Source organism: uncultured Cocleimonas sp., assembly GCF_947495625.1.
Classification (GTDB): domain Bacteria; phylum Pseudomonadota; class Gammaproteobacteria; order Thiotrichales; family Thiotrichaceae; genus Cocleimonas.
The window spans coordinates 22,629-35,497 of sequence record NZ_CANLZW010000009.1; the positions used below are offsets into that span (position 1 = coordinate 22,629).

12 protein-coding genes are annotated in these 12,869 nt (G+C 39.4%); 11 read left to right on the forward strand and 1 reads right to left on the reverse strand.

Going from position 1 to position 12,869, the window contains the following annotated elements:
• Positions 1-121: 121 nt before the first annotated feature.
• The 4 genes from Q1A31_RS06675 (at position 122) to Q1A31_RS06690 (ending at position 3,399) form a co-directional block, all read left to right on the forward strand.
• Positions 122-460, forward strand: a complete 339-nt coding sequence (locus Q1A31_RS06675; protein ID WP_299874142.1) for a hypothetical protein — start codon at positions 122-124, stop codon at positions 458-460.
• A gap of 86 nt (positions 461-546) precedes the next feature.
• The gene (locus Q1A31_RS06680; RefSeq protein ID WP_299874145.1) at positions 547-744 is read left to right on the forward strand and encodes a carbon storage regulator; all 198 of its coding nucleotides are present in this window, start codon (positions 547-549) and stop codon (positions 742-744) included.
• Between the two features lie 10 nt (positions 745-754).
• Positions 755-1,219: a MarR family winged helix-turn-helix transcriptional regulator gene (locus Q1A31_RS06685; RefSeq protein WP_299874148.1), complete on the forward strand. Its 465-nt coding sequence runs from the start codon at positions 755-757 to the stop codon at positions 1,217-1,219.
• A gap of 8 nt (positions 1,220-1,227) precedes the next feature.
• Positions 1,228-3,399 (forward strand): DNA topoisomerase 3, encoded by a 2,172-nt coding sequence (locus tag Q1A31_RS06690; protein WP_299874151.1) that lies wholly within the window; start codon positions 1,228-1,230, stop codon positions 3,397-3,399.
• Here Q1A31_RS06690 and Q1A31_RS06695 read toward each other — a convergent pair.
• Positions 3,394-4,020: a hypothetical protein gene (locus Q1A31_RS06695; protein ID WP_299874154.1), complete on the reverse strand. Its 627-nt coding sequence runs from the start codon at positions 4,018-4,020 to the stop codon at positions 3,394-3,396. The two genes, Q1A31_RS06690 and Q1A31_RS06695, sit on opposite strands and share 6 nt — an antisense overlap.
• Positions 4,021-4,410: 390 nt before the next feature.
• On the opposite strand from Q1A31_RS06695, the gene Q1A31_RS06700 reads away from it, so the two are divergent.
• The 7 genes from Q1A31_RS06700 to Q1A31_RS06730 all read left to right on the forward strand — a co-directional run bounded on the left by Q1A31_RS06700 (position 4,411) and on the right by Q1A31_RS06730 (position 12,866).
• Positions 4,411-5,667: an ATP-binding protein gene (locus Q1A31_RS06700; protein WP_299874156.1), complete on the forward strand. Its 1,257-nt coding sequence runs from the start codon at positions 4,411-4,413 to the stop codon at positions 5,665-5,667.
• Between the two features lie 518 nt (positions 5,668-6,185).
• Complete coding sequence (locus tag Q1A31_RS06705; protein WP_299874159.1) at positions 6,186-6,746, forward strand: DUF3577 domain-containing protein; 561 nt, start codon at positions 6,186-6,188, stop codon at positions 6,744-6,746.
• Between the two features lie 864 nt (positions 6,747-7,610).
• A complete protein-coding gene (locus Q1A31_RS06710) occupies positions 7,611-8,297 on the forward strand; it encodes a hypothetical protein (protein WP_299874162.1) in 687 nt (228 codons plus the stop codon).
• Between the two features lie 274 nt (positions 8,298-8,571).
• Entirely contained in the window at positions 8,572-9,297 is a 726-nt protein-coding gene (locus Q1A31_RS06715; RefSeq protein ID WP_299874165.1) for a hypothetical protein, read from the forward strand.
• A 110-nt stretch (positions 9,298-9,407) separates the two neighbouring features.
• Complete coding sequence (locus Q1A31_RS06720) at positions 9,408-10,085, forward strand: lytic transglycosylase domain-containing protein (protein WP_299874168.1); 678 nt, start codon at positions 9,408-9,410, stop codon at positions 10,083-10,085.
• A complete protein-coding gene (traD, locus tag Q1A31_RS06725; protein ID WP_299874171.1) occupies positions 10,082-12,193 on the forward strand; it encodes a type IV conjugative transfer system coupling protein TraD in 2,112 nt (703 codons plus the stop codon). Before Q1A31_RS06720 ends, traD begins: the two co-directional genes overlap by 4 nt.
• Positions 12,186-12,866 (forward strand): TIGR03747 family integrating conjugative element membrane protein, encoded by a 681-nt coding sequence (locus Q1A31_RS06730; protein WP_299874174.1) that lies wholly within the window; start codon positions 12,186-12,188, stop codon positions 12,864-12,866. The genes traD and Q1A31_RS06730 overlap by 8 nt, the downstream gene beginning before the upstream one ends.
• Positions 12,867-12,869: the final 3 nt, after the last annotated feature.

Sequence of the window (12,869 nt, forward strand, 5' to 3'; positions counted from 1 at the left end):
TAGTATGAATTGTCTTGTTGAAACATCATCGAGAAAATGGAGATCTCACATTGGGTTTCCATTTTCTACATCCGAACAAACTACGGTTCATTTAGTTCAATTATGCCAACAAAGAGATCATTTGAAAAAAGTAGCTTCTGCTTTGATAGAACAATGGAATGAGCAATTTCCTAGATCTACGGTTCCTGTTTATTTAACCAGGGTATCCGATAAGTCATACAGTACACTTCGATGGAGACTCAGTGCAACACATTCAAAAAAAGCATCTCAAATAAGCTTCAGTGAGGAACTGTTAGATTATTTTCATATAGCGAAAGATCGTAAAATAGTCTGTCTTTTTGAAAGTCGCCGTCAAGATTTAGATCTACAACTATCCTTGGTTTTGTACGAAATATTACGTCTCGAATCTTATCTGAAAAACATCACTGTACTTTCTGACATTAAAAAATGTACTGCTTAAAATATCACTAATTTATTAGTTTATATTATTAAAAGACAGTATTTTGGTGTACAAGACATCAGACCATAAAAGGTTAAAATTACCATATGCTATTAACTAATAAAGACATTGGAAATCTCATACTAAATAGAAGGCCAGGTTTTGCGGTACAGATCGGTAATGAAATTTTGATCACGTATTTGGGGCAAGATGAGAACGATGCTGCGAGACTACGAATTAGTGCGCCAAGAGGTCTGAATATCTCACGTGTTCGCTATGAGGATGGGGAATTAATTAAACAATAAAAGAATGAATATGAATAATAAGACTAAGAAAGATTCTATTAATTTGAATGAATTAATCAGTTTCAATTTCTACTCTGGCTGGCGAGAGATAGAGCAGTTATTTAGAGAAATTGTTGGAAGCGATATGTCTCTGCAACAATCGTTTATTTTATCATTTTTACATGATTCCTATCGAACCATGAAGGAAGTCTCTGAGCATCTTAATTTAGATCCATCTGCAGTTTCTACAATTGTTGACCGGATGTTTAAAAAGGGATTAATCCACAGAGTTAGAGACCCACGTGATAGACGCGTGATGTTAGTTAGTCTCACTGATGAAGGCATTTTACTTAAATTAAAACTGGATGAAAAAGTGAAGGTATTTTCTAATGTTTTGGATGAAGGAATATCTTCTGAAGATAAGCTAGTTCTTCGTAGAATCATCTCACAGATTCAGGCTAATAGAATTAGAAATTCAGTGAGTGAAGTTGAGTGAAAATATAAATGCAGTTATACCTATGTGAAAAGCCATCCCAAGGGCGTGACATTGCCCGAAATATGAATGCAAATACACGTGGTGATGGTTGTTTAAAAAAAGGTAATGAATTAGTCGTTACATGGGCTATTGGTCATTTAGTAGAGATGGCAAACCCAGATATTTACGACCCAGAATTGAAAAAATGGTCATTTAATACATTACCTATCCATCCAGATCATTGGAAGAATGTTGTCAAAACAAAGACCAAAAAACAATACAACATCATTCTCAAACTTATCAAACAAGCAGATCATGTAGTGATCGCTACCGATGCGGATCGTGAAGGTGAAGTCATTGCACGAGAATTACTTGATGCTGCTAAGTTTTCAGGCAAGATATCTCGTTTGTGGCTATCTGCACTTGATGACACATCCATTCAAAGAGCATTGAATCAAATAAGACCTGGTAGCGATACGGCAGATCTTTATGCAGCTGGATTGGCAAGATCACGGTGTGATTGGCTGGTGGGTATGAACCTGACCAGACTCTATACCTTGAAAGCCAAAAATGCGGGTTATGATGGGGTGTTATCTGTAGGGCGGGTACAGACACCGACCCTGCGAATGGTGGTTGATAGAGACTTGATTATCGAGAATTTTGTGGCCACAGATTTTTGGGATGTTTTTGCGATTCTCAGTTACTCCGACCATAACAATTCAAGTCAAAGCTTCAAGGCAAAGTGGCTACCCGGTGAATCTGTCAGTGATACAGAAGGCCGTTGTATCCAGCAACAATCGGCCATCAACCTGCACCAACAAATCAAGGGTGCAGCTGGCAATGTGATTTCTTTTCAAAAACAGCGCAGAAAACAGAACTCACCGCTGCCTTTTTCTTTATCAACACTTACACAATTTTGTGATCAGTCATTTAATTTAGGTGCCAAACAGGTACTGGATATTGCCCAAAACCTGTATGAAACACACAAGGTAACTACCTACCCTCGTTCTGATTGTCAGTACCTACCAGAGTCACAGATTGATGATATTGACACTATCTTCAAGCATCTGAGACAACAAAGCGAACTGAAAAAGTGGGTTGATAGTGCTGATCCGAAACGGCGTTCCAAAGTATGGAATGACAAAAAAATCACCGCCCACCATGCAATTATTCCAACAACGGTTACCGCCGACTTATCCAGAATGTCCGGGATTGAACGCAAAGTCTATAACGCGATTTGCCGTTACTATCTGGCACAGTTTTATTCCATCCATGAATATGATCAAACGACCATTCTCCTGGATATCACAGGTGAGACATTCAAGGCTACGGGTAGAGTAACCGTTGTTGATGGTTTTAAATCCCTGCTTGCCAAGCCCTCTGAAGAGAAAAAAGCCGGTGTAGATCATGCTGATACCGCAAATTTAAAAACCGAGAGTTCAGAACAATCGTTACCACATGTCGCCAAAGGCGACCTCATCCCGGTCATAGATACTGAAATACAGCAAAAGAAAACCAAACCACCCGCTCGTTACACAGAAGGTACGCTCTCAAAAGCGATGGAAAATGTAGCGCGAGAAGTAACCGATCCAAAGCTTAAAAAGATTTTAAAAGAAACCACCGGAATCGGTACAGTCGCGACACGGCCCAACATCTTTGAAGTGCTTCTAAAACGTGCATTACTAATCAAGCAAGGTAAATATCTGCACTCATCTGAAGCCGGACGTAGCTTGATTAGTGCGTTACCAGAAGCCGTAAAGTCTCCAGGGACAACTGCAATGTGGGAACAGTCCCTTGAATCCATTGCAACAGGTAAAGTCTCCATGGATGATTTTATTGCCTCTCAGAAAAACTTCCTGCAACGTCTAGTAAAGTTTGAAATTGACAATACGAGTAGCATGAACATCAAGGCAACTGCCAAACACCTTTGCCCGACATGTAACCAGGCGCTTCGACGAATCAAAGGGAAGAAAGGCTTTTTTTGGGCGTGTAGTGAGAATGACTGTAAATACACAACACCTGATAATCGTGGCAAGCCAGGGAAAAAACGCAAGGTTGTAGCATCGAATATTCCGTGCCCGGAATGTGGTAAACCACTGAGGCAAATAACGGGTAAGAAAGGTAAATTTTGGGGTTGTTCTGGTTACAGTGATGGTTGTAAATTTTCAGCGGAGGATAAGACTGGTAAACCTGTTTTATAAGTCTCCCAAACTCTCTAGAGCTTTACCTAGGTAAGCAAGCATATTTGATTTATAACCTTGTTTCGCAAAATCATAAAAACAAGAAGCATCTAATTTTATTAGGTCATCACTATCAAGTCGTAAATCATTCTCTAAATAATTCATCATGGCACTTGAGGATTGAATGCGTAACTTGCGTGTAGAGACCAGTAGATCAGCCAACGCTTTTTCAGGTGTAGCCATCATAAATGCTATTTTATCTTGCTGGATGCTATCTATTCCAACTGAGTAGTAGGAAGCTGGAATAGCCTGATAGTGAAAACTACCACGAGCCGTTTCTGATTGGCGAGAGCGTCCAATACACATGGAAGTAACGACTGATACTTGCTCTGTTAACAGACCATAATAACTCAAAGCCCAATGCCTTGAGACATAGCTAGGACCATGCAAGTGATTGGCAATCAACTCCAGTGAGGGCTGTTGAGAGTCCGCAATAAGATACAAACCACGCTTTAAAGGCACAAGTTGATGTTTGGCGATGAGTTCACTAATCTTATCATTGGGTCGTGCATAACTACCCAAAACCGATACAAGGGTTGCATGGTTAATGACAGGGTTAGCTAATGACTCCAAATGATTCATATCACAAAATTTAGCATATTTTGTTAAGTTAAACGTAAAAATACCGATTAACTAAACAATATTTACTTATGTTGACAAAATATACTTTCCTGTTCCGTAAGTGTTCTTATGGTAATAAATGATTTCAAGTTTAGAAGACAGTGATGATCTATACGCAATGAAATCCTGACATTAATTGATTATTTAAACAAAAAAACTCTAAATTTAAGCATCGCACTAGTGGATCTTGGTGCAGCGTTTTTTAAAACGTGATCACATCATTAATTCTTCATAACCACTTAATGGAATGGGAGTAACACCGCAAAATTTTCAACGATAATACTCGTATTATTTATCAATATATCTCGTATTATGATACGATTTATCTCGTATTATTAAACAGACATAATCATGTATAGTCGCTTTAGCAAAAACCTTCTAAAAGAATTACTCAATGAGTTTCGTATCCTGTATCTAACCGGCCCAAGGCAAGCAGGTAAAACAACACTCGCACAACAAATAGCTAAAGATTTAGAAATGCGTTATATCTCCCTTGATGAACAGACAGCTTTAGCCTCTGCTCAGTCTGACCCACATGGCTTTATTGATAGCTTCGCTGGACAGCCTATAGTTCTTGATGAATTTCAATATGCTCCTGAGCTTATATCTGCTATTAAACTAATATCAGATCAACTAAAACCCAGTGAACGAGGTCGATTTTTTCTTACAGGATCTGCTGATATTTTCAGTTCAGCTAAAACTCAAGAAGCTTTGCCAGGCCATATGGCTAGAGTGGAGCTATACCCTCTTTCTATCACAGAAATCATGGGCGGAAAATTTAATTTAATTGATTTTTTACTGGCTGAGAAATTATCAGTACCAGAAAACTTGCCCTCACTAAATCGTGAACAACTCGCACAAACATTAATTGATGGTGGTTATCCCGAACTACAGAATAAAAGCCCTCGTGCCAGACAAATCTGGCTACAGTCTTATCTTCAAGGTCGTCTATTTAAAGACTTTGAAAGTGTTTATCAAGCCAAAGGAGATTATCATACCAAGCTAGAAAGTCTCATACCCTATCTAGCGGATTTAAGTGGCAATCTATTAAAGTATGCAAGTATCGCCAATGATCTTTCTCAAAACGACAAAGTCGTTAAATCGTATATCGAAGCGTTAGAATGGATGTTTATCATTAAGCGTATACATCCCTTTGTTAAGAACAGCGCTAAACGACAAACAATAGGAATGCCAAAGCTGCAAATGGTCGATACAGGGCTGGCTTGTTATTTACTAGGCATAAAGAAACCACAACAACTATTAGATTCATCATTTTATGGTGGCTTATTGGAAAGCTTTGTTGTTATGGAATGCTACAAGCATATGGCATGGTCACAAGAAAGTATGAAGCTCTATCATTACCGAGATAAACAAAAGAATGAGGTAGATATTATTCTAGAACAATCTGATGGTTCTTTAATTGGTATAGAAGTTAAAGCATCAAGTACGGTTCGTGAAAGTGACTTTAAAGGAATCAGTAAATTTGCAGAGCTTGTGGGTGAGCAACTCAAACTTGGAATTATATTGTATGCAGGCTCAAGGTTTTTGCCTTTTAGTAACAAAGGCAAAATATACTATGCCGTTCCGCTAGCGTTATTGTGGTCATAAATGATCTCATACTTAGGAGGCGTGAAAATCAATACCCAATGAAATCTATTCATTAATTGATTATTTAAACAAAAAACTCTATATTTAAGTCATCGCACTCTGCGGATCTTCGTGCAGCGTTTATTAAAACGTGATCCACATCATTCAACTCGTAATACGTTTTTCATAGTCCAGAATACTGGCTCTTCTGTTTGTCTTTTCAAGATTTATCTGGGAAGTAAATTAGGCATATTCGACTACACAATTCCAATATTTTTTTGAAAGTGATCACTCACTCGCATTATTTTTAGTGTTATTGCGTGATTATTTTTAAGTTTTACCGTGCTGTTGCGTACTCAACAGAAACTAAAAACCATCATTCCTCGCTCAAATATGATGGTATCAGATATTTTATCTGATAGAGCATTTTACAAACGTCGGCTATTCAATAGCCATTTCTGATCAAGGAGATAAAACATATCTCCTTCAGGAGTCGTGTTTGCCTCCTTTGTTTTTTGAACATTCTAGGAGATTAAATCATGACAACTCAAACAAGCGAAAACACATACTTTGACCTACACACCTCTGGCATCGGTTACTTAAATCGTGCACGAGTAGTAAAGCCAAGTTCTGGCAAGAGGTTTAAACCCTTCACTGCCGTATCTATTAGCGCTTTATTTGGTAGCTCAGAGGATATTCAATATTCAAGATACGATGTTACCTGTGTAACTGACGATACCGCTACTCTCATCCAGCAGTATCGAGATGAAATCAATAACGAATCGAGCAAAGTAATTTGTCAATTCGTGATCTCTGATAGTTATGCAGAGCCATTTAAAACGAAAGAGGATGAACTTAGATCGGTTAATAAAGGTCGTCTGTTATCAATTCGTTTTATTAAAATAGATGGAGCAATTGTTTATCAGGAAGAGAAAAAGATAGTTGAAAACGTAGCTGAATCAAACAGTAAGAAACTACCCGTTCAGATAATTGAATCTGATCAATCTGTAGACTCAATCGTTAAAACTATTGCAGCAGCTCAACCTAGTATAAACAATACTCAAAGTACTTCCGTAGGAACGTCTGACGCTGCAACATGAAAAGCAGCAAAGCGTAACCGCCTTATTAAGAAGGTCGTTTCAAAATCATTTACGGTTGTTGGAACACTATTATCTTATTAATTAACGAGTCTACTAGTGTCTACCTCCATCGGTAGACACTATGTGGCTTTTCTCATTAAGAAATAAGAATTCCCTATTGGTGTCACTAACTTAATTTTGATAACCTATATCCTAGATTTCACAGTGTTTGCTCGTCACTTATAGCGAGCTACTAAAGAGCTGCTTCCGCGCTATCCAATCAGCAGACAGGTGTTTCACTTCCATGTACACCCGATAGCACACTGTATTGACCGATCCCTGATAGAATCACCACAATACAGAACAATACAAACTGAGAATGTGAAAACCTTAGTTTATTCTCTACGTTGTAAGTCCAGGTAAGCATGCTTACCTGGCAGCATTAAAACTCTTAGTAAATATATCAAAAGTGCTTTATGAGGCATTTTTGAGATATCTATATGGATATCTAACAAGCAGCAGTGACTCGTAACTGCCATTAAATGCGAGGCCCTTTGTACGTAAATTCGTGCCTTAGAAAATGAATCACCTTCCCTGTAAATACGATTCGAGAATGATGCCAACGTTGTTTGACGAGAACTGATGGCATGTTTTAGCAGGAAACCCCCTACTCCATCTGCAAAATGCACTATCTCTTTTTCAGGTAATTCTCAATGTCGCGTTCGTATATCGAGCGCATACCATCTTATAAACGACCACTCGTGATGAGTGGTCGTTTAAACAAGACTGACTGAAATAAATGTGTAAGTGCTGATTTAGCTTTTACGCAAGATTTTACAAATAATGTATGGCAATTTCCCTTCTGTCTATTTGGGAAATTACATTATGCAAATCACACCATCTTGGTTGATTTTGTTACTACTGGTAACGACTTCAATTTCAGCAAAAACACCCTCTTTACCCCATCAAAATGAAAGCGTCTTATCAGTCTCTCGATATGTAGATGTCCTGCCTGGGCCCACCAATGCGCAAAAGAACCCAATGAACTTGGTGCTGCCTCATATCAGTTTTAAAAATGATATTAAGTCCGTAGGGCAAGCCATTAATTACCTGTTGAGTGACACAGGCTACAAATTAACGCGTTATCACCCAGATAAACGTGTTCATAGTTTGTTTCGTTTACGATTGCCAAAGATCCACAGAAACATGGGGCCACTGACACTAGCACAAGCCTTAACAGTACTCGCAGGTGAGCCTTGGAGCTTATCCGTTGATCCAATCAATCGATTAGTGAGTTTTCAGTTACCCGGTCATTTTAAAGATGCACGTCATAAGGTTGAAACTAAGCAAGTAAAGGCGAATAAGACGACCAATATTTCAAAGCAACAAATTAGTATTACTCAGAAACAATATCAACGTGCTCTTGAGTCTAAAAGACGTGCTCTTCAAGATAGAAAAAACAAAGCAAGGCTTGTTAAAGCGAATTCAAAGAAACACAGAGCGCTAAAAAATAATAGTACTCATTCTAACTATCAAATCAATTGGTCTGATCTTCCTAAAGAATTGAGATAGGACGATTGATTATGACCAATACAAAAACCTGCATAGTCTCTTTCATATCAATTTCCCTTGTCACCATAGCAATGGTTGGATGCGGCTCTGTCATTGATTTAAAGAAAGTCAGTTCACAATTAACACCCACCCAACAAGTCACAAAGACTAAGGTCGTTAAAGTGACGAAGAAAAAAGCAGTACCTAGAAAAATTAACAGTGACTGCAATTACATTATACGGGATCTATCTGTTCAGAATGCCAAAGACGTATGGTGTATCCCAAGGGCATTGCAATGAGACAGGAATCACTCTGTCGATCGTTAACGTCGGGGCAATTACTGTTGTGTGTGTTTTGCTTTTTACTCTCGGTGAATGCTTATAGTGATAGTGAGACCTATACCGTTGAACGTGAGTCTTTAAATAAAGAATTGCTAATGACTCAGTTTAACAAGAAAGGTGTCAATGCCTGGGGCCTTAACTTTAAAGAACTTCAAGAATATCAACGCGTGATTCAAGGAAACCGTAAATTCTGGTCTCCTAATCTACATCCTCTGGCAGCTTTAGGAATGCGTGAGGGGGTAACAGCTTCAGAAAGAGATGCGCTTGCAGAGAAGCTTGTTCATATAGAACGAAAACGTGTAGATCGTGAAATTGCTTTTGAGGAAGCTTTCCAAGCGGCAAATAGAAGGCTCTATTCACATGTGCCGCTATTTAAAGCAGACCCTCCATATTCGAATAACAGTGAGGGTACACCTTCATTAGATTCGATGTATTTGAATTATTACGTTCGTCTACCCTGTCCTGAATGTAAGAAGCCGATTCAACAATGGCTAAAGCAAGATAAGCAGATTGATCTTTATATCGCTTCTACATCTGATAAAGCCATTCGATCATTTGCTAAAGAGATGGGGATTTCTCCACTCTTAGTACCTTCCAAAGTACGTCTCAATAAAACGTCAGCAGAGGCACTAAGAAAAGCTGGGATTACGCAATTACCTCAAGTAGATGTGAGGAGATAAGCGTGTATTTTCATCAACATACTTCTATATCAAAAAGCCTGACACTCTCTATCTTTGTCATATTGTTCTGCTTCAGCAGCACAACTTATGGCAAGAGTAAGGATGCTTGGGTGTTTGATTCAATAATCCTAAAAAAAGCAGTGAAGTACGGTGTAGACCCAGCGCTTGTACATGCCGTTATTAAAGCTGAATCCAACTACAACCATTTGGCTGTATCTCATGCTAAAGCGGAAGGACTGATGCAATTAATTCCTGCGACTGCTGCGCGTTTTAATGTCAAAAATAGTTTTGATCCTGAACAGAATATCACCGGCGGAACTAAATACCTTCGTTGGCTGTTCAAACGTTTTAACGGTGATATACGTCTCACATTAGCCGGTTATAACGCGGGAGAAGGAGCGGTTGATAAATACAAAGGGATTCCTCCATATCAAGAAACTCAAAAGTATGTAAAGAAAGTGATGCGATTTTATCGGCAATATAAAGGCTTACCCTCCTTACAAAATCGTGAATTAAGACCCAGTAAGAAAAACACTCGTCAACTTGCGGTTAACAAAAAGAACTCGATCAAAAGTGCTAGACAACCTCTAAAAGCTATAAATATATTGGTGCTACATCGAAGCGATAAACCAAAAAACAAAGCAGTGTTAGCACCCAAATTCTTACGTACTAATGAGAATGTTAGCACCAGCGGTCCGGTGTATCGTGTGACGTCATTAACACTCATTACTAAAGAACGTCCATTAACAGGTTACTCAAGAATAACCGCATCTAGGACAGTTCAATGAGTACTAAATACTTAGTTGAGAATTTGCTGCGACCGCCTGTTGAGATGAACTCAGCAGTCGTGGCTATTCTTTTTTCTGTCATTTTATTTGTTGCGCCTGGTGTAATTATGCTTACACCTTCAGTGACCTATTTTGCCTCGTTCTTATTGTTTGTTTTAGCGATTGTCCGATACCGGCAAGCCCGGAGGATAAAGAAGTATCAACGTGGTTTAAAAAAGCTACCGTATTACGAAATGTCTTCAAAGCAGGTTCCTGTCTCTACAAAGAAATTATTCTTAGGTAAAGGTTTTCGATGGCGATCAAAGCATACGCAACGGCTCAAAGATATTCATAGGAACAACCCTGATAAGTACCTTGAACCATCAATGAGCTATCGCTTTGCTCGATGGTTAGAGGATACCTTTGAAACAAACCCTGTGATTAAACCTATCACTAAATTAACCAGTTCTAAATCTCGAATGAATCCTTTGAAACCGCTACCTGATGTAGGTGGCTCGCCTGAGATCCACGCAGTGGGTATGTGGGAAGGTGAAAAGGATATCTACTCAAAGCTTGGGGAACGTGTTGGCCATACTCTAGTCTTAGGTACTACACGCGTTGGAAAAACACGTTTAGCTGAATTGTTAATCACACAAGACATTAAACGCGGTGATGTGACGATAGTTTTTGATCCCAAAGGTGATGCCGCTTTGATGCGACGCGTTTACGGTGAAGCGATAAGCGCAGGACGTAAATGCTATATCTTTCATTTGGGCTACCCAGATATCTCTGCACGTTATAACCCTGTGGGTGAGTTTTCGCGCATCACTGAGGTTGCCGGTCGTATTGCCGATCAGCTTCCTTCTGAGGGAAATTCAGCTGCATTTAAAATGTTTGGCTGGCGCTTTGTGAATATCATAGCTCAAGCCCTAGTACGTTTAGGTGAACGTCCAGATTACCATAAGATTTCACGTCATATTCTCTCCATCGATAACTTGTTTATACGTTATGCCAAGCATGTTTTTAATGAGAGAAAAATTAAGGATTGGGCAACTGCCACTCAGGTGATTCAGGACAACCTGGATGAGAAGACACTACCGTTTGCGTTAAAAGGTCGTGACTTTGAAGGGATTGCCATTATGAAATACCTGGAAACCTCAGAAGTTTATGATTCTGTTCTCGATGGTTTGATGGGCGCATTTCGTTATGACAAAACCTATTTTGACAAAATAGTTTCTTCGTTAGCACCGCTATTGGAACAACTCACATCAGGTCGAACTGCAGAGCTCTTAGCACCTGAGTATTCTGATGTGAACGATAATCGTCCAATTTTTGACTGGAAATCCGTGATTCAACAAAAAGCAGTTGTCTATGTTGGTTTGGATTGCCTGTCTGATTCAGTCGTAGGTGGGGCAATCGGTGCATCTATGTTCGCTGATTTAACATCAGTCGCCGGTCATTTATATAAAAACGGTCTAGATCATGGCCTTGCTGATGGTCTTAAAGCCACTGAAATGCCCAAAATATCCTTACATGCTGATGAGTTTAATGAGCTTGTAGGCGACCAATTTATTCCCATGCTCAACAAAGCTGGTGGCGCAGGATTCCAGGTCACCGCTTATACACAAACGATCTCTGACATTGTCGCAGGTATCGGCGATGTCGCTAAAGCAGGACAGATCGAAGGTAATTTTAATACAACCATTATGATGCGGGTGCTTAACAAAGAGACCGCACAGTTCTTTACGGACAAATTACCTGAGGTTGAAATTAACTCTCTGACTGCAATCACCAGTGCTTCTGATTCATCAGATACCTCAAGCGATACACAATTTGACTCCAGAAACGAAGACAGAATTACAGAAAAAGACGTCAAGTTAGTGAGTGAAGACGTAATGATGGCTCTACCAAAAGGTCAAGCGTTTGCCATGTTAGAAGGCGGGCAATTATACAAACTCAGATTGCCGATGCCAAACGAGGCACAAGATAGAAAAGATAAGATTCTGCCTGATAATTTAGCCGCTATTGCGGATGATATGGAACGCGGTTATCTGCCGATCACCTCTGAAGATTGGTATTCATCTAATGATTTTGGTTGGTTCAACGCTGGGGAATTAAACCGTGGCTGAAGACAGAGATTTACCCAAAAAGAAAACAAACATAATAGGAAATATTATTCGGTTCTTTTTCTATCTCCTAGTGTGGACAGTGATTGCCCTATTCATCAATATTTTGATTGAAATATTGGGTATTCTTTTTGCTTGGTGGGAGCTTCCTGGTTCAGCACATTCTCTGCAGATGTTAAGAGTAGAGCTTGGTTGGCTCAATCGTGATTTTCATGGGGTCCTGGGCTCACCCACGGATAATGCGGTGCGCTTTTCATCGTATATGTACAACCTCTTCTTCGTCTGGTTTGGCTACGATATTGCACAGTCTATTGTCGATTCCAGTGCCAATACAGGCTATGTCGGATACATCAAAGCATCGCTAAATATCACCCAGTTGTTCTTTGTGCGGGTCTTTGTATTGACTTTCTCACTACCTATCTTCCTGCTCTTTGCAGCGATGGCATTAGTCGATGGTTTGATGAAACGTGAGCTAAGGCGCTTTGGTGGTGATAGAGAATCAGGCTGGATTTGGCATCGGGCTTTTCAATCGATTAAACCCCTATCCATTGCACCCTTTGTTCTTTATTTAGCCTCTCCCTGGTCTATTCATCCAACGATAGTGATTCTTCCTTTTGTGTTGATGATCTCCTACGCAATCTGGTTATCCACCTTGAAATTTAAAAAGTACGCATAAGGA